The sequence below is a fragment of the Pseudomonas sp. Bout1 genome (assembly GCF_034314165.1).
Classification (GTDB): Bacteria; Pseudomonadota; Gammaproteobacteria; order Pseudomonadales; family Pseudomonadaceae; genus Aquipseudomonas.
The window spans coordinates 4,789,174-4,814,155 of record NZ_JAVIWK010000001.1; the positions used below are offsets into that span (position 1 = coordinate 4,789,174).

At 59.3% G+C, this 24,982-nt stretch carries 19 protein-coding genes and 4 tRNA genes; 8 read left to right on the forward strand and 15 right to left on the reverse strand.

The window, feature by feature from the left end:
* Window positions 1–87 precede the first annotated feature (87 nt).
* On the reverse strand, window positions 88–987 hold the full coding sequence (locus RGV33_RS22215; RefSeq protein WP_322146151.1) for a LysR substrate-binding domain-containing protein: 900 nt from the start codon (window positions 985–987) through the stop codon (window positions 88–90).
* A 127-nt stretch (window positions 988–1,114) separates the two neighbouring features.
* Here RGV33_RS22215 and RGV33_RS22220 point away from each other — a divergent pair, with 127 nt between their 5' ends.
* Both RGV33_RS22220 and nhaA read left to right on the forward strand, forming a co-directional pair.
* Window positions 1,115–2,305 carry an MFS transporter gene (locus tag RGV33_RS22220; protein ID WP_322146152.1) on the forward strand — a complete coding sequence of 397 codons (1,191 nt, stop codon included), beginning with the start codon at window positions 1,115–1,117 and terminating at the stop codon, window positions 2,303–2,305.
* A gap of 104 nt (window positions 2,306–2,409) precedes the next feature.
* The gene (gene nhaA, locus RGV33_RS22225) at window positions 2,410–3,744 is read left to right on the forward strand and encodes a Na+/H+ antiporter NhaA (RefSeq protein ID WP_322146153.1); all 1,335 of its coding nucleotides are present in this window, start codon (window positions 2,410–2,412) and stop codon (window positions 3,742–3,744) included.
* Window position 3,745: 1 nt separating this feature from the next.
* Here nhaA and RGV33_RS22230 read toward each other — a convergent pair whose 3' ends face one another.
* From RGV33_RS22230 to RGV33_RS22280, 11 genes are all read right to left on the reverse strand, one after another.
* On the reverse strand, window positions 3,746–4,312 hold the full coding sequence (locus tag RGV33_RS22230) for an AAA family ATPase (protein WP_322146154.1): 567 nt from the start codon (window positions 4,310–4,312) through the stop codon (window positions 3,746–3,748).
* A gap of 105 nt (window positions 4,313–4,417) precedes the next feature.
* Window positions 4,418–6,292 (reverse strand): SurA N-terminal domain-containing protein, encoded by a 1,875-nt coding sequence (locus tag RGV33_RS22235; protein ID WP_322146155.1) that lies wholly within the window; start codon window positions 6,290–6,292, stop codon window positions 4,418–4,420.
* Window positions 6,293–6,522: 230 nt separating this feature from the next.
* Window positions 6,523–6,795 carry an HU family DNA-binding protein gene (locus RGV33_RS22240; RefSeq protein WP_003174819.1) on the reverse strand — a complete coding sequence of 91 codons (273 nt, stop codon included), beginning with the start codon at window positions 6,793–6,795 and terminating at the stop codon, window positions 6,523–6,525.
* 146 nt (window positions 6,796–6,941) lie between these two features.
* Window positions 6,942–9,338, reverse strand: coding sequence for an endopeptidase La (gene lon, locus RGV33_RS22245; protein WP_322146156.1), 2,397 nt, complete (start codon window positions 9,336–9,338; stop codon window positions 6,942–6,944).
* Window positions 9,339–9,488: 150 nt separating this feature from the next.
* Entirely contained in the window at window positions 9,489–10,772 is a 1,284-nt protein-coding gene (gene clpX, locus RGV33_RS22250) for an ATP-dependent Clp protease ATP-binding subunit ClpX (protein WP_003207856.1), read from the reverse strand.
* 112 nt (window positions 10,773–10,884) lie between these two features.
* The gene (gene clpP / locus RGV33_RS22255) at window positions 10,885–11,520 is read right to left on the reverse strand and encodes an ATP-dependent Clp endopeptidase proteolytic subunit ClpP (RefSeq protein ID WP_003174822.1); all 636 of its coding nucleotides are present in this window, start codon (window positions 11,518–11,520) and stop codon (window positions 10,885–10,887) included.
* A 92-nt stretch (window positions 11,521–11,612) separates the two neighbouring features.
* Window positions 11,613–12,923, reverse strand: coding sequence for a trigger factor (gene tig, locus RGV33_RS22260; protein ID WP_322146157.1), 1,311 nt, complete (start codon window positions 12,921–12,923; stop codon window positions 11,613–11,615).
* Between the two features lie 402 nt (window positions 12,924–13,325).
* A tRNA-His gene (locus RGV33_RS22265) sits at window positions 13,326–13,401 on the reverse strand.
* Between the two features lie 83 nt (window positions 13,402–13,484).
* Window positions 13,485–13,569 (reverse strand) — tRNA-Leu (locus RGV33_RS22270).
* A gap of 56 nt (window positions 13,570–13,625) precedes the next feature.
* A tRNA-His gene (locus tag RGV33_RS22275) sits at window positions 13,626–13,701 on the reverse strand.
* Window positions 13,702–13,733: 32 nt separating this feature from the next.
* Window positions 13,734–13,810, reverse strand: a tRNA-Arg gene (locus tag RGV33_RS22280).
* A gap of 230 nt (window positions 13,811–14,040) precedes the next feature.
* On the opposite strand from RGV33_RS22280, the gene folD reads away from it, so the two are divergent.
* Window positions 14,041–14,895, forward strand: a complete 855-nt coding sequence (gene folD / locus RGV33_RS22285; protein WP_322146158.1) for a bifunctional methylenetetrahydrofolate dehydrogenase/methenyltetrahydrofolate cyclohydrolase FolD — start codon at window positions 14,041–14,043, stop codon at window positions 14,893–14,895.
* Between the two features lie 209 nt (window positions 14,896–15,104).
* Window positions 15,105–16,037, forward strand: a complete 933-nt coding sequence (gene pbpG / locus RGV33_RS22290; RefSeq protein ID WP_322146159.1) for a D-alanyl-D-alanine endopeptidase — start codon at window positions 15,105–15,107, stop codon at window positions 16,035–16,037.
* 46 nt (window positions 16,038–16,083) lie between these two features.
* On the opposite strand, the gene RGV33_RS22295 is transcribed toward pbpG, so the two are convergent.
* Window positions 16,084–16,713, reverse strand: a complete 630-nt coding sequence (locus RGV33_RS22295; RefSeq protein WP_322148722.1) for a peptidase C39 family protein — start codon at window positions 16,711–16,713, stop codon at window positions 16,084–16,086.
* 263 nt (window positions 16,714–16,976) lie between these two features.
* Here RGV33_RS22295 and RGV33_RS22300 point away from each other — a divergent pair, with 263 nt between their 5' ends.
* Window positions 16,977–17,138: a hypothetical protein gene (locus RGV33_RS22300; RefSeq protein WP_322146160.1), complete on the forward strand. Its 162-nt coding sequence runs from the start codon at window positions 16,977–16,979 to the stop codon at window positions 17,136–17,138.
* Between the two features lie 4 nt (window positions 17,139–17,142).
* Here RGV33_RS22300 and RGV33_RS22305 read toward each other — a convergent pair whose 3' ends face one another.
* Window positions 17,143–17,553 carry a hypothetical protein gene (locus RGV33_RS22305; RefSeq protein ID WP_322146161.1) on the reverse strand — a complete coding sequence of 137 codons (411 nt, stop codon included), beginning with the start codon at window positions 17,551–17,553 and terminating at the stop codon, window positions 17,143–17,145.
* Window positions 17,554–17,769: 216 nt separating this feature from the next.
* On the opposite strand from RGV33_RS22305, the gene RGV33_RS22310 reads away from it, so the two are divergent.
* Genes RGV33_RS22310 through RGV33_RS22320 form a run of 3 tightly spaced genes read left to right on the forward strand, consistent with a single transcriptional unit; the run spans window position 17,770 to window position 23,549 of the window.
* A complete protein-coding gene (locus RGV33_RS22310) occupies window positions 17,770–20,991 on the forward strand; it encodes an efflux RND transporter permease subunit (RefSeq protein ID WP_322146162.1) in 3,222 nt (1,073 codons plus the stop codon).
* Complete coding sequence (locus tag RGV33_RS22315) at window positions 20,981–22,147, forward strand: efflux RND transporter periplasmic adaptor subunit (protein ID WP_322146163.1); 1,167 nt, start codon at window positions 20,981–20,983, stop codon at window positions 22,145–22,147. Before RGV33_RS22310 ends, RGV33_RS22315 begins: the two co-directional genes overlap by 11 nt.
* The gene (locus RGV33_RS22320; protein WP_322146164.1) at window positions 22,131–23,549 is read left to right on the forward strand and encodes an efflux transporter outer membrane subunit; all 1,419 of its coding nucleotides are present in this window, start codon (window positions 22,131–22,133) and stop codon (window positions 23,547–23,549) included. Before RGV33_RS22315 ends, RGV33_RS22320 begins: the two co-directional genes overlap by 17 nt.
* Window positions 23,550–23,693: 144 nt before the next feature.
* Here the strand turns inward: RGV33_RS22320 and RGV33_RS22325 are convergent, their stop codons facing one another.
* Window positions 23,694–24,977: a Zn-dependent hydrolase gene (locus RGV33_RS22325; protein ID WP_322146165.1), complete on the reverse strand. Its 1,284-nt coding sequence runs from the start codon at window positions 24,975–24,977 to the stop codon at window positions 23,694–23,696.
* Window positions 24,978–24,982: the final 5 nt, after the last annotated feature.

Genomic DNA, 24,982 nt, shown 5'->3' on the forward strand with positions numbered 1-24,982 from the left:
AAAATCCTGAGGAAAACAGTCAGGCCGGTATTGTGCAACAGAACGTGGCCTTGGCGCGCGAATTCCTGTCGGTAAAACGTCACAACCTTATGGAACGGTGTCTGCAGGAAAAAGCCGCTCACCCATATGGTCAATAAACACACGCAATTTTGCCGAGGCATGGCGACTTGATGGCCAGAGCATCCAAAAGCTGCCGCTGTGTTCCAGGTAGTAGTCGAGTACCCGTTGCAGCCGGCCCTGCTCCACCGACTCGCGGACCATGAAATCTGGCAGGCAGGCAATGCCCAGGCCTTCATGGGCCACGTGCATCAGCGATTCGATGGTGGTGGAGACCAGCGGCGCGCGCAGCACCGGCTCGGGCATGCCTAATTCCGGGCGCAGCGGCCAGGCTTCCAGTTTGCCGGTGGCGCAGAACTTGTGCCGCAGGCAGGCATGGTCGCTCAAGTCCCGGGGCAGGCGCGGCGCACCGTGCTGGCGCAAGTAGTCGGGCGAGGCCACCAGCACCAGGCGGTAATACCCGAGGTGACGGGCCATCAAGCGGGAGTCCTCGGGCTTGCCGGTACGGATCACCGCATCAAAGCCTTCTTCGATCACGTCCACCATGCGGTCGGAGAAGTCCACGTCCAGCTCGATCTCGGGATAGGCCCGCATGAAATCCGTCAGCACCGGCATCAACAGGCCGCGCACTTGCGGCAGGCTGATACGCAGCTTGCCCCGTGGGGTGGCGGATGCCTGGCTCAGTTCCTGTTCGGCGGCCTCGACCTCGGCCAGGATGCGCCGGGAGCGTTCGAGAAACAGCGCACCCTCGCTGGTCAACGTGATACTGCGGGTACTGCGATGGAACAACCGCACACCCAAACGTTCTTCGATGCGCGCGATGCTTTTGCCAATGGCCGAGGACGACACCCCGAGCATGCGCCCGGCCTCGGTAAAGCTGCGGGTTTCTGCCACCTGCACAAACACTGAAATACTGCCCAGGCTGTCCATCGTCTCGCTCCCGAGGATTGCGGACGTTGGCGTCCGATAAGTTCGGAACCTTAGCCTGTTTTTCTATGCCCCGCAGCCCCCTACTCTGGTTCCCTGCCCATTTGTCTGAAAACCGGAGCCACGAAACATGAGCGACAGCGCCTTACCGTCCCCAACGCTTGCCGCGAGCCGTGAACGACTGCCCTTGGGTGGCTTGCTGGCACTGGCCACCGCCGGCTTCATCACCATCCTCACTGAGGCCATGCCAGCGGGCCTGCTGCCGCAAATGGGCGCCGACCTCGCAGTGTCCGAAGCCTTGGTGGGCCAATTGGTGACCCTCTACGCCCTCGGCTCACTGTTAGCCGCCATCCCCCTGACCATCGCCACCCGGGGCTGGCGCAGGCGGCCCTTGCTGATGATTGCCATCGGCGGGTTTGCCTTGGTCAACAGCGTCACGGCGTTTTCCAGCGACTACCTGCTGACCCTCGTAGCGAGGTTCTTCGCCGGGGTATTCGCAGGGTTGCTTTGGGCGCTGCTGGCCGGATACGCCAGCCGCATGGTTGCGCCGCACCTGCAGGGCCGGGCAATTGCCGTGGCCATGCTCGGGGCACCGCTGGCCTTGTCACTGGGTGTGCCCGCCGGGACGTTCCTGGGCACCGCCGTAGGCTGGCGCCTGAGCTTTGCGATCATGACCGGCCTTACCGTTGTGCTGCTGGCCTGGGTGCGCTGGCAGGTTCCGGACTTCGCCGGGGAACACGCGGAAAAGCGTCTGGGGCTGCGTCAGGTACTGGCATTGCCGGGGATTCGTGCGGTGCTGTTTGTGACCTTTACCTACGTGCTGGCCCACAACATTCTCTATACCTATATCGCGCCGTTTTTGGTGCCCGCCGGGATTGCCGCAGACATTGACCAAGTGCTGCTGGTGTTTGGCCTGGCGGCGCTGCTGGGCATCTGGATCGTTGGCGCGCTGATTGATCAGCGGCTGCGCGCCTTATTGGTCATCAGTTGCGCAATGTTCGCGCTGTCGGCATTGGCATTGGCGTTCTGGATTACCTCACCGATAGTCATCTACACCACGGTTGCATTGTGGGGCCTGGCATTTGGCGGCCTGCCGGCACTGCTGCAGACGGCATTGGCCAAGGCGGCCGGGGCTTCAGCCGATGCCGCGCAGTCGATGCTGGTGACCGTATGGAACCTGGGCATCGCCGGTGGCGGCCTGCTCGGCGGCATGTTGCTGCAGGGTTGGGGAGTGACCTCGTTTCCGTGGGCGGTCGCCGCATTGATCGTGCTGGCCCTGACAGCATCGCTTCGTTTAACCGATGTTCAAACAGAAACGTGACGTGATGTTTCTTAACTCTTATGATCGCCCTGGGTGCGTTGCTGCATACGGCACGGCGCAGGTTAAAGGATAAGCATTGGTCGGGCCGCCAATGGAGACTTGTCGTGCCTGATAAACACCCTGCTATTCCTCGCCCCCAGGTTTTGGTCGAAGGCGCGCTGTCTGCATTGGAGCGATTTTCACGCATCGAAGCGGTCAGCGGCATCGTGTTGCTGCTGGCAGCGATCGTCGCGCTGATCTGGGCCAACAGCCCGGTCGCCGACTCCTACGAACACTTCTGGAATACCCCGCTCACTGTCGGGCTGGGAGATTTCACGGTCTCGCGCTCGTTGCACTTCCTGGTGAACGACGGTTTGATGACCATCTTCTTCCTGGTGGTGGGCGCCGAGATTCGCCAGGAGATCAAGGACGGCGCACTCGCCAACCTGAAACTGGCCACCTTGCCTTTGGGTGCGGCATTGGGTGGCGTGCTGATGCCGGCGCTGATCTACACCCTGCTCAACCATGGCACCGCAGCGGCCAGTGGCTGGGCGGTGCCCACCGCCACCGACATCGCGTTCGCCGTGGGTGTGCTGGCATTGCTGGGTAAATCAATCCCCGCTGGCGTGCGCATCCTGTTGCTGGCGCTGGCGATCATTGATGACATCGTCGCCATCCTGATCATTGCGATCTTCTATACCGCGAGCCTCGACTACATGGGCCTGGTGATCGCGGCCTGCGGCTTGGCGCTGGTGCTGGTGCTTCAACGGATGGGAGTCGGCAAGGCCGTTGTGTACCTGCTGCCGGGGGCAATTGTGTGGTTTGGGCTGCTGAAGACGGGTGTACACCCGACGCTCGCGGGCGTAATGCTTGGCCTGATGACGCCTGTCACTTCCAGACCCACCCGGGAACGCCCTCTCGACACTATCGGTCGCACGTTCAATGAGCTGATGGACCGGCTTTCGCAGTCAGCTGAAAGCGCGCATCAAGTCGCCAAACCGTTAAAGCAATTGCGACAGGCCCAGCGGGAAATGTTACCGCCGGTGCAGCGCATTCAAGCGGGCTTGCACCCTTGGGTGGCCTTCGGCGTAATGCCGCTGTTTGCCCTGGCTAACGCCGGGGTGAGTCTGCAAGGGTTCAACCTCGGCGACCCACTGCCTCACGGAGTATTCATGGGCGTCATCCTGGCATTGGTACTCGGCAAGCCGCTGGGTGTGATGCTGGCGAGTGTCGTGCTGGTCAAACTGAACATCTGCAAACTGCCGGAAGGCGTGACCTGGAACGGCGTCGCCCTGGTGGGCCTGCTGGCGGGGATTGGTTTTACCATGTCGATTTTCATCTCGTCGCTGGCCTTCTCCGATCCGGCGCTGTTGTCGGCCGCCAAGCTGAGTGTGCTGACCGCGTCGTCCCTGGCCGCCGTGATTGGCCTGACGTGGGGCAAGCTCAAGTTTGCTCGTTGACTCAGTCGCCGGTGGATTGTTGTTGAGTCAAACCGGAAATCGCGGCGATGACCTTTGTCACCAACTCGGCAACCGCGATTTCCCCGTTCAACCGAATGGCAGGTGTAGTCATCTGCTTGAGCCACAGCTCATGCCTGGGCCGGCTGCGCCCCGCCCGGCTGCCAGCCTCATAGCTTTGAGCCCATATGAGAAATTTGCGGTGGTTCTCGTGCATATCGCCGCCCGGCAAGATCCGCGAGCCAAACCGTTGCGATTCGCGCGATTTCAAGCGCTCGATTCGCAGTGCCGTTGGTGTGTCGAGGAACACCACCAGGTCAGCGTTTTGAATCACCTCGGCGCCCCAGCCATCCATTGATCCGGACAGCACCCAAGGGGAATCAGCAAGCGCTTGAATCAGCAACGCGATCCGCTCTTCAGGTGGGCGTGATTTTTCAAAGGGAGGGTCAGTGGGGTACCAGTAGTAATCATCGACATCCACATAACGCAGGTGAAGGCTGCCTGCCAGAGCGGCGCCCAAGGTACTCACGCCTGCGCCCGAAGCGCCGCTGATGTAGATCCGTTTGCTCACGGCTTGCTCTCCTGAATCATCGACTGAACGCCCCCCGAATACTACGGATAAAAAAAGACCCCGGCCTCTTCAGGCCGGGGTCTTTTTATTCAGGCTGTTACGAGATCAGAACTTCTTGATCTCAGCCTTGGTTTCCAACTGCTTGCGGTAGGCGGCGAAGTCTTGCTGACCCACACGAGAGGCGAGGAAGCGGCGGTACTGAGCCTTCTCGTCATCATTCGGGGCAGCAGCTTCATTGACCGCGTTCAAGCGCACGATCATCAGGCTACCGTCCGGCAAGGTCACGCTGGTGAAGGTCGGCTTGTCCTTGGCCGCAGGCTTGGGCATGCGGAACAGGGCTTGCAGCACGGCAGGCTCGATACCTTCCTGGCCACGGGTGGCCGCTTCGGTGACTTTCCAGGCCTGGCCGTCAACCGGCTGGTTCAGCGGGGTCTTGCCATCACGCAGGCTGGCAATCAGCTCGTCCGCGTGAGTCTTCGCCGCAGCACTTGCGCGCTCCTTGGTCAACTGGGCGCGAATGGCCGTGGAAACGCTTTCCAGTGGCAACTGGGTAGGCTTCAAGTGCTCTTTGGCACGCAGCACCACGATGGTTTCCGGATCCAGCTCGATGGCGCTGCTGTTGGCACCTTCATCCAGTACTTCAGGGCTGAACGCTGCGGTTACCACAGCACGGTTTGCAGCGATGCCTTCGCCACCTTCACGGCCAAACGGCGCGGAGGTGTGCACGGTCAGCTTAAGGTCCGACGCGGGCTGGGCCAGGTCGGAAGCTTCGAATGCAGCGTCTTCCAGTTGCTTGGTCGCGTCGACGAAACGCTGTTCAACCTGTTGGGTCTTGAGCTCGCGGGTCAGCTTGTCTTTCAGGCTGGCGAACGATGGCACTTCAGGTGCTTCAACGCCCAACAACTTGATCAGGTGCCAGCCGAAGCTCGAACGCACCGGTGCCGAGACCTGGTCCTTGTTCAACGCGTACAGCGCTGTTTCGAAGGCTGGGTCGTAGACGCCAGGGCCAGCGAAACCGAGGTCACCGCCGTTGTTCGCAGAACCCGGGTCCTGAGAGAACTCCTTGGCCAGGGCTTCGAACTTCTCGCCTTTGGCCAGGCGTGCCTGGATCTCTTCGATCTTGGCCTTGGCCTGCTCGTCAGTGGTCTTGTCGTTGACTTCGATCAGGATGTGCGCCGCGCGACGCTGTTCAGCGAGGTTGGCGGTTTCTTTCTGATAGAGAGCTTGCAGCTCATCGTCCTTGACCGTGACCTGGTCGAAGAAGGAAGCCTTCTTCAGTTCCAGGTAATCGATAACCACCTGGTCCGGAGTCATGAACTCTTTGGCGTGCTGGTCGTAGTAAGCCTTGACCTCGTCGTCGGTGAGTTTTACCGCACCCGGGTTGGCCTTGACGCTGACGGTGGCGAAATCGCGGGTCTGTTTTTCCAGACGGGCAAAAGCGAGCACTTCGGCATCGGTAACAAACCCGCTGCCGGCAATGCCTGCACGAACCTGGCCGATCAGCATTTCCTGGCTCAACATCTGGCGAAATTGCATACGGCTGTAGCCCAGCTGACGGATCACCTGGTCAAAACGTTCAGCGTTGAACTGGCCATCCACCTGGAATTCCGGCGTCTGCAGGATCACTTGATCCAGCGCAGCTTCGGAGAAAGCGAATTTCGAATCGGCCGCGCCTTGCAGCAGCAACTTGCGATCGATCAGGCTTTTGAGGGCGGCGTCGCGCAGCAGCTTTTCGTCCAGCAAGGAAGCATCGAAGTCCTTGCCCAGCTGTTGCATCAGCTGACGACGTTGCATGTCGACTGCCTGGCCCAGTTCGCTTTGGGTGATTTCTTCACCGTTGACCTTGGCCACGTCCTGCTTGTTGTTGGTCGAAGCCTGAAAAATAGCCTCGATACCGGTGAACGCCATCAATGCGACGATGATCCCGATAATAGTCTTGGCAATCCAGCCTTGTGAATTGTCCCTGATATTCTGCAGCATGCGTCCCCCAGAAACGGTTGAACTTCAAAATTAGGCAACCGTGGAGCGTGGGTAGAGTCCGGATAGAAGAAAGGCGCATCCGAGGATGCGCCTTCTCGTAACTGGCGGAGCGGACGGGGGTTTGAACCCACACCCCCGGCGTGGCGACCCAATGGATGCTCGGGTCAGCTGCCGCTCCGCTGCCAGGTCAGACCTGCGTCCGACCCGGATGGGTAAGGCTTGAGCGAAGCTTAGTTAACCGCTTCTTTCAGGGCTTTACCGGCTTTGAAGCCTGGTTTTTTGGCAGCGGCGATTTGCAGAGCCTTGCCAGTCTGTGGGTTACGGCCAGTGCGAGCTGGACGATCGGTCACAGAGAAAGTACCGAAACCCACCAGTACCACAGAGTCGCCGGCCTTGAGAGCGCCAGTGACGGATTCGATTACTGCGTCCAGCGCACGGCCAGCAGCGGCTTTCGGGATATCAGCAGATGCAGCGATAGCATCAATCAGTTCCGACTTGTTCACTCTAAGTCCCCTTATATCTATTGAGTATGATTCTAAGTTTTTTGGTGAAAGCAAAAACCAGTGCTGAATGGCCTACAGACACTTAAGAGCCGCTTTATAACAAGGGCTCTAAAAAGCTGTCAAGGAAGCCCTCAGGCTTAAACGTATTAATGCGTGCTAATTCTTTCCTTAGAGTCAGTCTCGCGTTTTTCGTCCTTCGCGACTATCTCCGGAGCCACATCCGGCAAGGGCTCCGGCGCGTATTGCAGCGCAATTTGCAGGACCTCGTCAATCCATTTAACCGGTTTAATCTGCAGATCCTGCTTGATATTGTCAGGAATCTCCTTCAAGTCGCGAACATTCTCTTCAGGAATGATCACGGTCTTGATACCACCCCGGTGTGCAGCCAGCAATTTCTCTTTGAGGCCACCAATGGCCAGCACTTGCCCACGCAGGGTGATTTCCCCAGTCATGGCGACATCGGCACGCACCGGAATCCCGGTCAGGGCTGATACCAGTGCCGTGCACATGCCTACACCAGCGCTAGGGCCGTCTTTGGGCGTCGCCCCTTCCGGCATATGGATGTGGGTGTCGTGCTTCTCGTGGAAGTCCAGGGGGATCCCCAGGCTTCTGGCGCGGCTGCGCACCACGGTCTGCGCGGCGGTAATGGACTCGACCATCACATCACCCAGGGAACCGGTCTTGATCAGTTGCCCTTTGCCCGGGATAACGGCAGCCTCGATGGTCAGCAATTCGCCGCCCACCTGGGTCCATGCCAGGCCTGTGACCTGACCCACCTGGTCCTGCTGTTCAGCCAGGCCGTAGCGGAATTTACGCACGCCCAGGAAGTGTTCCAGCAGGTCAGCGGTGACCTTCACCGAGAAGCGTTTTTCCAGCGCATGTTCCTTCACGGCCTTACGGCAGATCTTCGCCAGTTGACGCTCAAGGCCCCGTACACCGGCCTCGCGGGTGTAGAAACGAATGATGTCGCGGATCGCGTCGGCATCAAATTCGATCTCGCCTTTTTTCAGGCCGTTGGCCGCAATCTGCTTGGGCGAGAGGTATTTGACGGCAATGTTGATCTTCTCGTCTTCGGTGTAACCCGGCAGACGAATCACTTCCATCCGGTCCAGCAAGGCTGGCGGAATATTCATCGAGTTGGAGGTGCACAGGAACATTACGTCGGACAGGTCGTAGTCGACTTCCAGGTAATGGTCGTTGAAATTGTGGTTCTGCTCGGGGTCGAGCACTTCCAGCAAGGCAGATGCCGGATCGCCACGCATGTCGCTGCCCATCTTGTCGATTTCATCAAGCAGGAACAGCGGGTTGCGCACGCCCACCTTTGTCATCTTTTGAATCAATCTTCCTGGCATCGAACCGATATAAGTCCGGCGATGACCACGAATTTCGGCTTCATCACGCACGCCACCCAAGGCCATGCGTACGAATTTACGGTTGGTGGCGTGGGCAATCGACTCCGCCAGCGAGGTTTTACCCACACCAGGAGGGCCGACCAGGCACAACACCGGACCGCGAATCTTCTTCACGCGCTTTTGCACGGCAAGGTATTCGAGGATGCGTTCTTTGACTTCTTCGAGGCCGTAGTGATCGGCATCGAGAATGTCTTCGGCGCGGGCCAGGTCCAGGCGCACTTTGGTCTGGGCCTTCCACGGCACCTGCACCAGCCAGTCGATGTAGGAACGAACCACAGTGGCTTCGGCCGACATCGGCGACATCTGCTTGAGCTTGTTCAGCTCGGCGGTGGCTTTGGTCAACGCGTCTTTCGGCAGGCCAGCAGCATCGATACGCTTTTTCAGCTCTTCGATTTCGTTGTGGCCTTCTTCGCTGTCGCCGAGCTCCTTCTGAATGGCCTTCATCTGCTCATTCAGGTAGTACTCGCGCTGGCTGCGCTCCATTTGCTTTTTGACACGGCCACGGATGCGCTTCTCAACCTGCAGCAGGTCGATTTCGGCATCCAGCAGCGCCAGGACGTGTTCGACCCGGGCCGACAAATCGATAATTTCCAGAATGTCCTGCTTCTGCTCGATCTTCAGCGCCATGTGCGCGGCCATGGTGTCGACCAGGCGGCTAGGCTCATCAATGCTGTTGAGGGAAGAGAGGACTTCTGCGGGGACTTTCTTGCCCAGTTGCACGTATTGCTCGAACTGGGACAGCAGGCTGCGCACGAACACTTCGGATTCGCGCTCAGGGGCGTCGACTTCGTCGATCAGCGCCACTTCGGCACGCAGGTGGCCGTCCACTTCCATGAAGCGCTCGACCGCACCGCGCTGCTCACCTTCCACCAGCACCTTGACGGTGCCATCAGGCAGCTTGAGCAGTTGCAGGACAGTTGCAACGGTACCAACGCGATACAGGGCGTCTTCGCCTGGATCATCGTCAGCAGGATTTCTCTGGGCCAGCAGCAGGATCTGCTTGTCGCCCGTCATCGCGGCCTCGAGGGCTTCGATAGACTTCTCGCGCCCCACGAACAGCGGGATAACCATGTGCGGATAGACGACGACATCACGCAACGGCAGGAGAGGCAATTCAATGGTTGTCTTCATGATTTCGCCTCTATGACAGATGAAAGTAACTTGAAACCAAGATGGGGGCTGCCTGCAAAAAAAACAAGCGTAATGGCATCAGTTAAACGCAGTAAAAACAAAGGGGCCCCTGAAGGCCCCTTTATTTTGTACAGCTCTGCGGTGCAACGCTTACGCGTCTGGCGCAGCCTTGGCAGCCGGCTCACTGTTTTCGTAGATATACAGTGGCTTGGACTTGCCTTCTATAACGCTTTCGTCGATCACCACTTTACTCACCTCGGACTGCGAGGGGATTTCGTACATGGTGTCGAGCAGTACGCCTTCGAGGATCGAGCGCAAACCACGGGCGCCGGTCTTGCGCTCCAGTGCCCGCTTGGCCACCGATTTGAGCGCGTCAGCACGGAACTCAAGGTCCACACCTTCCATCTCGAACAGCTTGGCGTATTGCTTGGTCAGGGCGTTTTTCGGCTCGGTGAGGATCTGCATCAATGCAGCCTCATCCAACTCGTCCAACGTCGCCAGCACTGGCAGACGGCCAACGAATTCCGGGATCAGACCGAACTTGACCAGATCGTCAGGCTCGACTTCACGCAGGGATTCACCGACTTTCTTGCCTTCTTCCTTGCTGCGTACTTCTGCACTGAAGCCAATGCCGCCACGGGTGGAACGGTTTTGAATAACCTTTTCCAGACCGGAGAACGCACCGCCACAGATGAACAGGATGTTGCGCGTATCAACCTGAAGGAATTCCTGCTGTGGATGCTTGCGGCCGCCTTGTGGCGGTACGGAAGCAACAGTCCCTTCGATCAGTTTCAACAGCGCTTGCTGCACGCCTTCACCGGAAACGTCCCGGGTGATCGACGGGTTGTCGGATTTGCGCGAAATCTTGTCGATTTCATCGATGTAGACAATGCCCATCTGGGCCTTTTCCACGTCGTAGTCGCATTTCTGCAGCAGCTTCTGAATGATGTTCTCAACGTCTTCACCTACGTAACCAGCCTCGGTGAGCGTGGTTGCATCGGCAATGGTGAAGGGAACGTTCAGCAGGCGAGCCAGGGTTTCTGCAAGCAGGGTTTTACCCGAACCTGTAGGACCGATCAGCAAGATGTTGCTTTTGCCGAGCTCGACGTCGTCACTTTTCTTGTCACGCTGGTTCAGACGCTTGTAGTGGTTGTACACCGCTACGGCCAGAACCTTCTTTGCACGCTCTTGACCAATCACATACTGATCAAGGATGCCGCTGATTTCTTTGGGCGAAGGCAATTTATGCGCGCTGCTTTCGGCCTGGGCTTCCTGCACCTCCTCACGGATGATGTCATTGCACAGGTCGACGCACTCGTCGCAGATAAAGACCGAGGGGCCGGCAATCAACTTGCGTACTTCATGCTGGCTTTTGCCACAGAAGGAGCAATAGAGCAGCTTGCCGTTGTCCTCGCCGTTGCGGGTGTCAGTCATTCGTTCGATCCAAATCCGATAGGCTTGCAACACAAGATGAAGGCTATTGAGGGCTTTTTCAAGTCCACCGGTGGTCGGACTTGCCGACCAGCCCTATTTTGAGCTGCTTATATTAAGCGGGGCGCTTTTCGATCACTGCGTCGATCAACCCGTATTCACGTGCGGCTTCGGCGCTCATGAAGTTATCGCGGTTGGTGTCGCGCTCGATCTCTTCCAAGGTGTGCCCGCTATGCTTGGCCATCAGCGTGTTGAGACGCTCACGAATAAAGAGGATTTCCTTGGCATGGATTTCGATGTCCGACGCCTGGCCCTGGAAACCGCCCAGTGGCTGGTGAATCATCACGCGCGAGTTCGGCAGGCAGTAACGCTTGCCCTCAGCACCAGCGGTCAGCAGGAAAGCACCCATGCTGCACGCCTGACCGATACAGGTGGTCGATACGTTCGGCTTGATGAACTGCATGGTGTCGTAGATCGACATGCCTGCAGTGACCGAGCCGCCCGGGGAGTTGATGTAGAGATGGATGTCCTTGTCCGGGTTTTCCGCTTCAAGGAACAGCAGCTGCGCACAGATCAGGTTGGCCATGTAGTCCTCTACCGGGCCAACCAGAAAAATCACTCGCTCCTTGAGCAGGCGCGAGTAGATGTCATAGGCGCGTTCGCCACGAGCAGATTGCTCGACAACCATCGGGACCAGGCCGCCAGCGGCCTGGATATCAGAGTTCTGCTGAATATACGAATTACGGAACATGCTCTGCAGTTACTCCCAAATAGTCATGTCTTGAATACGCATAAGCCAGCGCGAGGCTGGCTTATGGGTGTATTTTCAAACGAGTTGAGCGATCAGTCGGCTTGTGCTGCTTCAGCCGGCTTGACTGCTTCTTCGTAAGAGACCGCTTTATCGGTCACCTTAGCCTTCTGCAGAACAGTATCCACAACTTGTTCTTCCAGCACAACCGAACGCACTTCGTTCAGCTGCTGGTCGTTCTTGTAGTACCAGGACACAACAGCCTCAGGCTCCTGGTAGGCCGAAGCCATTTCCTGGATCATTTCGCGAACGCGGGTTTCGTCAGGCTTGAGGTCGAATTGCTTGACCACTTCAGCCACGATCAGGCCCAGCACTACGCGGCGCTTGGCTTGTTCTTCGAACAGCTCGGCCGGCAGTTGGTCAGGCTTGATGTTGCCACCGAACTGCTGAACAGCCTGCACGCGCAGACGATCAACTTCGTTGGACAGCAGGGCCTTAGGCACTTCGATCGGGTTGGAGGCCAGCAGACCGTCCATCACCTGGTTCTTGACCTTGGATTTGATCGCCTGGCGCAGCTCACGCTCCATGTTCTTGCGAACTTCGGTGCGGAAACCTTCGATACCGGTTTCCTTGATGCCGAACTGGTTGAAGAATTCTTCGTTCAGTTCTGGCAGCTTAGGCTCGGAAACGGTGTTGACGGTCACGGTGAACTCGGCGGCTTTGCCAGCCAGGTCCAGGTTCTGGTAGTCAGCCGGGAAAGTCAGGTTCAGAACGCGTTCTTCGCCGGCTTTAGCGCCAACCAGGCCGTCTTCGAAACCAGGAATCATGCGGTTGGAACCCAGCACCAGCTGAGTGCCTTTGGCGGAGCCGCCAGCGAATACTTCGCCGTCAACCTTGCCAACGAAATCGATGTTCAGCTGGTCTTCGTTCTGGGCAGCGCGCTCGACCACTTCAAAACGAGTGTTCTGCTTGCGCAGGATTTCCAGCATGTTGTCCAGATCGGAGTCAGCAACATCAGCGCTCAGGCGCTCGATAGCGATCGAATCGAAACCGGCAACTTCGAACTCAGGGAACACTTCGAAGATTGCAACGTATTCCAGGTCCTTGCCTGCTTCCAGGGACTTTGGCTCGATGGAAGGCGAGCCAGCCGGGTTCAGCTTTTGCTCGACAACGGCTTCGTAGAAGGAAGCCTGGATCACGTCACCTACAGCTTCCTGACGCGCATCGGCACCGAAGCGGCGCTTGATTTCGCTCATTGGCACTTTGCCTGGACGGAAACCGGCGATCTTGGCCTTTTGGGCAGTCTGCTGCAGACGCTTGTTGACCTGGGTCTCGATGCGCTCGGCCGGCACGGTGATGCTCATGCGGCGCTCAAGAGCAGAAGTATTTTCAACAGAAACTTGCATGGATATTCCTCGTTGCACAGACGTTAGCTGGCCGTTTCCGACCCCAGAATCAAGGGCATGCATTCTAGTGGGTCAAACTCAAGAAGTCACCCTACTGAAAACGGGTAAAAAAACAGCAGGCAATTTATAGGTGCGAATGCACGAGTGCACCTCGCCCCGGTGGCAAATACATCCCATCACGCCAGGGCTCTGCGCCAACCCTTCTATATATAGAAGCGGTTGCCAATCATCTCCCTGACAACCGGCCCTGCAGGCAAGGCCGGCGAGCAGTGCAGCATCATCGCGAAACATAAATACGACGAAACGCCCTCCCCCTGCAGCCCAACACCTGCGACTGCGTTAAAACTAAAACCGCTGAAACAAAAAAGGCGCCAGACTATTAATCTGGCGCCTTTCGAAATATGGGGTGGACGAAGGGGATCGAACCCTCGACAACGGGAGTCACAATCCCGTGCTCTACCAACTGAGCTACGCCCACCATATTGCGTGACCAAAAAGCCCGTCAAAATGGCTATTTGTTGAGCTTCATGAGGACCAAGCAGGCCTTCACAAAACTTTATTTGGTGCGGATGAAGAGACTCGAACTCTTACACCTTGCGGCGCTGGAACCTAAATCCAGTGTGTCTACCAATTCCACCACATCCGCGCTTGAAGCTTTTAAAGCAAAGGCGCCAGACTATTAATCTGGCGCCTTTTTAAATATGGGGTGGACGAAGGGGATCGAACCCTCGACAACGGGAGTCACAATCCCGTGCTCTACCAACTGAGCTACGCCCACCATATTGCGCCACTTGTGCCAAAGCTGCCTAATGGCGCACCCGGCAGGACTCGAACCTGCGACCATCCGCTTAGAAGGCGGATGCTCTATCCAGCTGAGCTACGGGCGCCTTATTAATCTGTACTCTTGGAGGATTACAAACTAACCAGTGCTAGGCTGTGCCCGACAAGTGCGACGAATAGTATAGATGCACCCGAAACCCGTCAAATCCTTTTTATAAAAAATTCATTTTATTTAAGGGGTTAGGGGAATTTGCAGACCAAGCGCCTTTGCCCTCACGCCACGGCATGCGAGAATGCGCGCACTTTTCTTCCCCCTCTCGATGGTTAATCACGCGTAATGACTGCACAACTTATCGACGGCAAATCAATCGCCGCCAGCCTGCGCCAGCAGATCGCCAAACGAGTCGCCGAGCGCAGCCAACAAGGCCTGCGCACGCCGGGCCTCGCGGTGATCCTGGTCGGCAGCGATCCTGCCTCTCAGGTTTATGTCTCGCACAAGCGTAAAGACTGTGAAGAGGTCGGCTTTATCTCCAAAGCCTATGACTTGCCTTCCAACACCACCCAGCAAGCCCTCACCGACCTGATCGACAGCCTCAATGACGATCCGGCCATCGACGGCATCCTGCTGCAACTGCCATTGCCCGAGCACCTGGACGCGTCCAAATTGCTTGAGCGCATCCGCCCGGACAAAGACGTCGACGGCTTCCACCCTTATAACGTCGGCCGCCTGGCCCAGCGTATCCCGCTGCTGCGCCCATGCACCCCGAAGGGCATCATGACCCTGCTGGAAAGCACCGGCGTCGACCTGTACGGCCTCGACGCGGTCATCGTCGGCGCATCGAACATCGTCGGTCGCCCGATGGCCATGGAGCTGCTGCTGGCCGGCTGCACCGTGACCGTCACCCACCGCTTCACCAAGGACCTGGCCGGTCATGTTGGCCGCGCCGACCTGGTGGTCGTCGCCGCCGGCAAGCCGGGCCTGGTCAAGGGTGAGTGGATCAAGCAAGGCGCCATCGTTATCGACGTGGGCATCAACCGCCAGGACGATGGCAAGCTGGTGGGCGACGTGGTGTACGAAACCGCCCTGCCCCGTGCCGGCTGGATTACTCCGGTACCCGGCGGCGTTGGCCCGATGACCCGCGCCTGCCTGCTGGAAAACACCCTGTACGCAGCCGAAACCCTGCACAGCTAATAACCAGCCGCTCTGAAAAAGCCCTGCCTTATCGCAGGGCTTTTTATTGGCCGGATAAAAAGTACTTTTTTCTTTGTTTTTAAGGGGTTTCATCTGTTTCTAGAAGAACATTCGACAGTTTCTGATCCATACTTCTAGAATGTAACGTTATTTGTCAGAACCTCCGTTGCAGAACGGTATATCCCTACTTTTTTAGCGAGTTCATCCGCGTGAAAATTCACCTTTCCATCATCAGCCTATTTTTTGCATTTACAGGCACCTTCGCGAGCGCAAGCGAAACCACTATCGCCCCCCGCGACATGTCCACCCTGCACATCGCCTCTGGCAGTGCGATGGTGGTAGACCTGCAAACCAACAAAGTCATTTATGCTAGCAACCCGGATGTCATCGTGCCGATCGCCTCGGTCAGCAAACTGATGACCGGCCTGATCGTGCTGGAAGCCAAGCAGAATATGGATGAATACATCGACATCAACATCAAGGACACGCCGGAGATGAAAGGCGTGTTCTCCCGGGTCAAGATCGGCAGCGAGATGCCGCGCAAAGAGATGTTGCTGATTGCCCTGATGTCCTCGGAAAACCGCGCCGCCGCCAGCCTCGCCCACCACTACCCGGGCGGCTACCCGGCCTTCATCGCAGCAATGAACGCCAAGGCCAAGGCACTGGGCATGACCAGTACCCATTATGTGGAACCTACCGGCCTGTCGATCCATAACGTGTCCACCGCCCGCGACCTGAGCAAGCTGCTGGCCGCCGCACGCAAGTACCCGATGCTCAGCCAGTTGAGCACCACCAAGGAAAAGACCGTCTCGTTCCGCAAACCCAACTACACCCTGGGTTTCTCCAACACTGACCACCTGATCAACCGCGCCAACTGGGACATCAAGCTGACCAAGACCGGCTTTACCAACCAGGCCGGCCATTGCCTGGTGCTGGTGACCAGCATGGGTAATCGCCCGGTGTCGCTGGTGATCCTCGATGCCTTCGGCAAATTCACTCACTTTGCCGATGCCGGGCGCATCCGCAGCTGGGTCGAAACCGGCAAGAGCGGCTCTGTGCCAGACGTCGCATTGCGCTACAAGGCTGACAAAAACTTGAAGAACCGCCCACGGGCGAATGTTCAGGTCACCGAGTCCCGCTGATCCGTAAATAGCGACATAAAAAACGGCGCCCTTGAGCGCCGTTTTTTTATTTGGCCTGACTGGCCAGTGCCTTGACTGCTTGGGCCGCCGCCTGTTCCTGGCCCGCCTGGGCTGTGGCGCTGGCAGCCTGCTGCCAGCGCTGGGCGTCGACCTTGACCGGCAACTGGGTGGGCCGCTGAATAAGTACCGCCCACTTGCCGCCGTCTTTCCACGCCGACTCAAACGCACTGAAATCCATCGGCATGCGTCGCGCCAACCCTGTACGCAGCAACACCATGCTCTTCTGCTTGTTGTAACCCACCACCACGACATACCGCGGACCGGCCCAGAAGGTTGAGCCCAGGGTGATACGCGCCATCACCGGGTACCCGGCCGCAACCTGTGCCAGCAGCGCCGGCAGCTGATCTTCCAGCGGGTACACCAACATCCCGTATTCACGGGCGAGCACCTGCATATTGCGCTCAAGGTCCGCTTCAGCGCCCGGCAAATGCAGTGGCTTATCCAATAGCCCCGGTGTAATCACAATGCCTTGTTGGGACAGCATGCTGGCCAGGGCAGCCGGGCCACCAAGGTACGTCTCACCACGAAACGCCGGCACGCCCTTGAGTTCGACACTCTCCGGCAAGCCCGGGATGCTCGTGGGTTTTGGGTGCGAGGTGCAAGCCGCCAGCCCCATGAAACAGGCTGCGACCCACCAGGAGGTCTTAATGTTCGAGGGAAACCGCAACTTCTTCACTCACTTGATCAACGGCCGACGTGGGCCCCGATCATAGGATGCTCCGGGGCGCGGGTATAGCCTTGCGGCGCAGTAAAAGGCCCGCCATAGAGCAAACAAGTTGGACGCACACGACCATTGGTCAATAGCAGGCAACCTGCAGATAGCTAGACTGTCCATTGAGAAGACAGTGTGTGCCCTGTACCGGGCGAAAGGAGGCACTTATGAGCCTGACAACAACGATTCTGCTTTTGATCTGTGGCTGGCTGGCCGTTGCCGCCGCCATGCTGTGGGGCGTGATGCGCGTGACCCGCCGGCACCATCACCCACAGGTAAAACCCACGGCCCCCGGCAAGTTGAACAAACCCGCCGGGCACCACGCCTGACGCCCTAGCCAGGCATGCAACTGAAGTCCTCGGTCTGCGCCAGTTCCTTGCCGTGTGCGTCCTTCAACTCGGCGCGTACGGTTGTACCGAGGCTGGATTCCACCAGGGTGTAATGCTCACCGGCCTTGAAGTTGCTGTAGGTGACATGCCCGCGACAGTCCTGTTGGTTATCGTCCCCCGCTTCCTCTTCAAACAAGGTGACATCCAGGCGATGTGCGCCGGGCTTCACTTCGAAGTAGCGACCATCATTAATGTTTTTACCGTCTACCCGCTCGGCCATCAGGTCGTTGGGCGCCTCCTCTTGCAGGCCGATCCAGGCTTCGCTCGGGTCCGCCTTCGGCATCGGGCCGGCGCACGCCGACAACAGCAGGACCGCACTCAAGGCCGGGATCAACAACAAGGGTTTAAGAGACATGGCAGAACTCCAAATGGATAAAGAGTGAACGGGCAGAACAGCGCCTGTTCGATCGGTATCCAGCTTGGTACCCACGCCTTTGTTGAACAAATGAATACATATGAAAGGATCTTCAGCCGTTAACTAAATCTTCCTTCACCTGGCTGAAAGGTGCGTGTTAGGTGGGTCCGTCAAGACTGCGAGCGTTTGCAATCCAACTCCTTTGGAGGTTACGGCATGCTCGGGCTGGTAAAGACCGCACTGCTCAAGCCCTACACGTTTATCGTGCTGGCAATTTTCATCTGCATCATTGGGCCCATGGCGGCCTTGCGTACCCCCACTGACGTATTTCCCGATATTGGCATCCCCGTCGTCGCGGTGGTTTGGCAGTACAATGGCCTGTCTCCGGACGCCATGGCCGGTCGTGTGATCTACACCTATGAACGCTCCCTGAGCACCACCGTCAACGACATCGAACACATTGAATCGCAGTCGTTACCTGGCATGGGCATCGTGAAGATTTTCTTCCAGCCCGGCGTGGATATCCGCACCGCCAACGCCCAGGTAACAGCGGTGTCACAAACCGTGCTCAAGCAGATGCCACCGGGCATCACGCCACCGCTGATCCTCAACTACAGCGCGTCCACGGTGCCGATTCTGCAGATGGCGTTCTCCAGCCCCAGCCTGTCGGAAGCGAAGATCCGCGACCTGGTGCAGAACAACATCCGCCTGCCCCTGAGCGCCCTGCCCGGCCTGGCCATGCCAACGCCAATGGGCGGCAAGCAACGCCAGATCACCCTCGACCTTGACCCGCAGGCGCTGGCCGCCAAAGGCCTGTCGGCACAGGACGTAGGCAACGCCCTGGCCCTGCAAAACCAGATCATCCCGGTGGGTACTGCCAAACTCGGCCCCAACGAATACACGATTTTGCTCAACAACAGCCCCAAGGCGATTGATGAGCTCAACGACCTGCCGATCAAGACGGTCGACGGCGCGATCATTACCATCGGCCAGGTGGCCCACGTGCGTGACGGTTCGCCGCCACAGACCAACATCGTGCGCGTCGACGGCCACCGTGCGGTGCTGATGCCGGCCCTGAAAAACGGCAGCATCTCCACCCTGTCGATCATCGACGGCATCCGCCAGATGCTGCCGCGCATCAATGAAACCCTGCCGCCCTCGCTGAAGACCTCACTGCTGGGGGACGCCTCGGTGTTCGTCAAACAGTCGGTGGGCAGTGTGGCCCAGGAGGGCATCATCGCGGCCTTGCTGACCAGCGCGATGATCCTGCTGTTCCTCGGCAGCTGGCGCTCGACCATCATCATCGCCGCCTCGATTCCACTGGCGGTGTTGTCGGCGATCGCACTGCTGGCGGCCACCGGGCAAACCCTTAACGTCATGACCCTCGGCGGGCTGGCGTTGGCGGTGGGGATCCTGGTGGACGACGCCACGGTGACCATCGAGAACATCAACTGGCACCTGGAACAAGGCAAGGCGGTGAAGGACGCAATCCTCGACGGCGCCAAGCAAATCGTCGGCCCGGCGTTCGTGTCCCTGCTGTGTATCTGCATCGTGTTTGTGCCAATGTTCATGCTGCAAGGCATCGCCGGCTACCTGTTCCGCCCGATGGCGTTGGCGGTGATTTTTGCCATGGCCAGCTCGTTCATTCTGTCGCGGACCTTGGTGCCGACCCTGGCAATGTTCCTGCTCAAGCCTCATGTACCGGAGCAAGGCCAAGGGCATCATCCGGAAGATGAATTCATCAACCATCACGAGGGTGACCAGCACAAGCCGCAGCGCAATGCGGTGCTGCAATCGGTACTCAACTTCCAGCAGGGTTTCGAGCGGCGTTTCTCCAACCTGCGGGACGTGTATCACAGCCTGCTGACCCTCGCCCTGGGCGCGCGCAAGCGGTTCATCGTCGGCTTCCTGGCCTGCATCCTTGCCTCGTTCCTGCTGCTGCCAAGCCTGGGCCAGGACTTCTTCCCGGCCACCGATGCCGGCGCCATGGCCCTGCACGTACGCTTGCCGTTGGGCACGCGCATCGAAGAGAGCGCCGCGGCATTTGACCGGATTGAAGCGCGGATTCGCGAGATCGTTCCGGCAGATGAACTGGACACCATCGTCGACAACATCGGCATCCCGCTGAGCGGCATCGACATGGCCTACAGCAGCAGCGGTACCATTGGCCCGCAGGACGGGGATATTCAGGTCACCCTGAAAAAGGACCATGCACCGACTGCCGACTACGTGAAAAAACTGCGTGAAGCATTGCCTGAAAGTTTCCCCGGCAGCCAGTTCGCGTTCCTCCCGGCCGACATCAGCAGCCAGATCCTCAACTTCGGTTCACCGGCGCCGCTGGACGTGAAAATATCCGGGCGCAGCGATGAAGAAAACCGCGCCTACGCCGTGGAACTGGAACGTCGCCTGAAGCACGTACCGGGCATCGCCGACCTGCGTATCCAGCAGTCCACCGGCTACCCGTCACTGCAAGTCAACGTGGATCGGATGCGCGCCAACGGCCTGGGCATCACCGAGCGCGACGTGACCAACAGCATGGTTGCGTCCCTGGCCGGCAGCTCGCAAACCGCGCCGACCTTTTGGCTCAACCCGGCCAACGGCGTGTCGTATTCGATCGTGGCTGCAACCCCTCAGTACCGCCTCGACAGCCTGCCGTCCCTGGAAGCCTTGCCGGTGACCGGTGCCGATGGCCAGTCGCAGATCCTCGGCGGCGTGGCGACTATCTCCCGCGTACAAAGCCCGGCGGTGGTGACTCACTACAACATCGAGCCGACCCTGGACCTGTACGCCAACGTGCAAGGCCGCGACCTCGGTGGCGTCGCCAGCGACGTGCAAAAGGTGCTGGATGACATGGCTCCGCTGCGCCCCAAAGGCGCGACCATCAGCCTGCACGGGCAGATCGATGCGCTGCATGAGGCGTTCAACGGCTTGAGCTTCGGCCTGCTCGGCGCGGTGGTGCTGATCTACCTGCTGATCGTGGTCAACTTCCAGTCCTGGACCGACCCGTTCGTGATCATCACCGCACTGCCGGCGGCCCTGGCGGGCATCGTGTGGATGCTGTTCCTAAGCGGCACCTCCTTGTCGGTGCCCGCACTCACGGGGGCCATCCTCTGTATGGGCGTGGCCACCGCCAACTCGATTCTGGTGGTGAGCTTCTGTCGAGAGCGCCTGGCCGAACATGGCGACGCACTCAAGGCGGCACTGGAAGCCGGTTACACACGTTTCCGCCCGGTCTGCATGACCGCCCTGGCGATGATCATCGGCATGTTGCCGCTGGCCTTGTCCGAAGAACAAAACGCGCCGCTGGGACGTGCCGTGATCGGCGGCCTGATCCTCGCCACCACTGCCACTTTGCTGTTTGTACCCGTGGTATTCAGCCTGGTCCACGGTCGTCACCCTACTCGCGCCGCTGCAGGAGTTACCCCACATGTCGTCTGATCACAAACCCTCGCGCAAGCGTCTGATGCTCATGGGTGTCGGCGGCCTGACACTGGCCGCCCTGTTGGTCGCCAACGGCCTGCACGCCCGTACGATGCATGAAAAATCCGTCACCGCCTGGACCGAAACCGCCGCCGTGCCGCAAGTGCTGGTGTTCCAGCCACAACAGAACGCGGCCGGTGACACCCTGCGCTTGCCCGCGCACCTGGAAGCCTGGAGCAAGGCACCGATTCATGCACGTGTCAGCGGCTACTTGAAAGACTGGAAAGTCGACATCGGCACCCAGGTCAAGGCCGGGCAAATCCTCGCCGAGATCGACAGCCCCGACCTTGACCAGCAAGTGGCGCAAACCCACGCCCGCATGGTGCAGGAACAGGCCAACGCACGGCTGGCAGAAACCACCGCCACCCGCTGGAAAAACCTGCTGGACAGCCACTCGGTATCGCGTCAGGAGGCTGATGAAAAAGCCTCGAATGCCCTGGCCGCCAAGGCCAACGCCCAGGCCGCCGAGGCTGACTATGCGCGGCTTTCGGCGCTTGAAGACTACAAGACCATCCGCGCCCCCTTCGCCGGTGTAATCACCGCCCGCAACACCGACATCGGCCAGTTGATCAAGGCTGACAGCGACAGCGATCCAGAACTGTTCGACATTGCCGACACCCACCAGCTACGCCTGTACGTGCCGGTGCCGCAGAACTACGCAGCGGTAATTCATCCGGGCCTGGCAGCCCAACTGACGGTGCCCGAGCATCCCGGCGAGCACTTCAGCGCCAAGCTGATGGGCGATTCCACCGCCATCGACCGCCGCTCCGGCACCCTGCTCGCGCAGTTCGTGGCAGACAACCCAGACGGCAAGTTGCTGCCCGGCGACTACGCCGAAGCCACCCTGGCGATCCCGGCAGACACCCACGGCGTGAGCATCCCGGCCAGCGCCCTGATCTTCCGCGCCCAAGGCACGCAGGTCGCGGTACTGGATGCGAAGAACCACGTGCACCTGCAAGACATCCACATCGGCCTCGACCTCGGCGAGCGCCTGGTCATCGACCAAGGCCTGAAACCCGCCGATCGCGTGGTCGACAACCCGCCCGACGCGCTGCGCGAAGGCGATGCCGTGCAACTGGCCGACGCCGGAGGTGCCCATGCGCCCAAGGCTTAAGCCCCTTGCCGCCTTGGTATTGCTGGCGCTGCACGGTTGCTCGCTGGCGCCCACCTACAAGGCGCCGACCATCGACCTGCCAGCCAAGTACCGCGAGCAGACCAGCGACGGCCCGTGGCACAGCGCGCAGCCGTCCGACCAACTGGCGCCGAAGTGGTGGCAGCTGTATCAGGACCCGCGCCTTAACGACTTGCAGGAGCAATTGCTCAAGGCCAACCCGGACCTGGCGGCGGCGCTGGCGCATTTCGATGCGTCCCAGGCATATGCCAGCCAATTGCATGCCGGATTGTTCCCGCAGATTACCGCCAGCGCGCAGCCGTTGCGCCAGCGGCAATCGGACAGTCGACCGCTGCGAGGCGATACCCAGCCTTCGGTGTACAACAGCAACACGGCAGGGTTTGCGCTGAGTTTTGATCTGGACCTGTGGGGCAAAATCCGCAACCAGGTCGCAGCGGGCGATGCACAAGCCCAAGCCTCCGGGGATGATTTGGCCGTCGCACGCCTGAGCCTGCAACATCAGTTGGCGACGTTGTTTGTGCAGCTCAACGGGCTGGATGCACAAAGCCGGATCCTCAGCAGCTCGCTGGATGATTTTGGCCAGGCGTTGCAACTGACCCGCAGTCGTTATGAAGGGCAGATCGCCTCGGAACTGGACCTGACCCGCGCGCAAAATCAACTGGCTGAAGCGCAGGCACAGCTTGATGATGTGCGCGGCCAGCGCAATCTTACCGAGCATGCAATTGGTGAACTGGTGGGCGTATCCGCCAGCGAATTCCAACTGCCGCCGAGCAAACAATTGATCGCGTTGCCAGGGATTCCGCAACAGCTGCCCAGCCACCTGCTGCAACGTCGCCCGGATATTGCGGCGGCGGAGCGACGGGTGTTTGCAGCCAACGCGAACATCGGCGTGGCGAAGGCTGCGTGGTACCCGGATTTCAGTTTGACCGGGTTGATTGGTGGGCAGACGCAAGGAGTGGGTAACCTGTTCTCCGCCGCCAATCGGTATTGGGCGCTGGGGCCGTTGGTGAATCTGCCGATCTTTGATGGCGGGCGGTTGAGCGCCAACGAACGCCAGGCCAAGGCCGAGTTTGAAGAAGCCTCGGCGCATTACCGTAGCCAGGTTTTGCGGGCCGTGCGTGAGGTGGAAGATAACCTTGGGCAACTGCGTGATTTGCAGCAGGAAGCGATGGACGAACAGGCCGCCGCAAACGCTGCCGAGCACACGCAGGCACTGGCGATGAACAGTTATCAGGCGGGTGCCGTGAGCTACCTGGACGTAGTGACGGCGCAGACCGCAGCATTGCAGGCGCAGCGCACGTTGCAAGCGGTGCAGACGCGGCAGTTGCAGGCGAGTGTAGGGTTGGTGACGGCGCTGGGCGGCGGTTGGAAGCCCGACGCCTGATACAAATCTCGAGCCCACCCCGGATCAAATGTGGGAGCTGGCTTGCCTGCGATAGCGGAGTGTCAGGCACCGCTACTGTGTCTGAAACACTGCTATCGCGGGCAAGCCCGGCTCCCACAGTTGATCAGTGTGAAGCCGGCTGATTCAGGCAGCCAGTTTGCCGCTGGCAATCGCCACCGACGCCGCCACCATCGCCCTCAGCAACACCGCACATCCCGCCGCCAGATCATCCGGCGCGGCATTCTCGATTTCGTTATGGCTGATGCCACCCTCACACGGCACAAAGATCATCCCCGCCGGCCCCAGTTCCGCGACAAAAATCGCGTCGTGCCCTGCCCCGCTGACAATGTCCATGTTCGACAACCCCAGACCATTGGCCGCATCCCGCACGGCATCCACGCAGCCTTTGTCGAAGTACAGCGGCGGGAAGTCGGCGGTGGGTGTCATCTCGAACGTGAGGCCGTGCTTGGCGCAGGTCTCGTCGATCACTTTACGCACCTGGGCAATCATCGAATCCAGCCGCGCCGGTTCCAGATGACGAAAGTCCAGGGTCATACGCACTTCGCCAGGAATGACGTTGCGCGAACCGGGATACGCCTGCAGGCAACCCACGGTGCCGCAGGCGTGAGGCTGATGGCCCAACGCAGCGGCATTGACGGCGGCGACCACAGCAGCGGCGCCTACCAATGCATCTTTGCGCAGGTGCATCGGCGTTGGACCGGCGTGCGCCTCGACGCCGCGCAATTTCAGGTCGAACCATTTCTGGCCAAGGGCGCCCAGCACCACGCCGATGGTTTTCTTTTCATCCTCAAGAATCGGGCCTTGCTCGATATGCGCTTCGAAATACGCACCCACCTTGTGCCCGCTCACCGGGCGTGATCCGGCATAACCAATAGCATTCAGCGCATCGCCCACGGTTACACCGTCGGCATCGGTCTTGGCCAGCGTATCGGCCAGGGTGAATTTCTCGGCAAACACGCCAGAGCCCATCATGCACGGCGGAAAACGCGAGCCTTCTTCGTTGGTCCACACCACCACTTCCAGCGGTGCTTCGGTTTCGATCTTGAGGTCATTCAGCGTTCGCAGGACTTCCACGCCCGCCAAAACACCAAAACACCCGTCAAACTTGCCACCAGTTGGCTGGGTGTCGATATGGCTGCCGGTCATCACCGGCGGCAAGTTGGGATTGCGCCCCGGGCGGCGGGCGAAAATATTGCCGACGCCATCGATGCTCACGGTGCAGCCCGCCTCCTCGCACCACTTCACAAACAGGTCGCGAGCCTGGCGATCAAGGTCGGTCAGGGCCAGGCGACACACGCCGCCCTTGGGCGTGGCGCCGAGCTTGGCAAGTTCCATCAGGGACAGCCACAAACGGTCGCGGTTGATATGCTGATGGGTGGATTGCAGAACGTCTACGGCAGCGTTCATGGGGA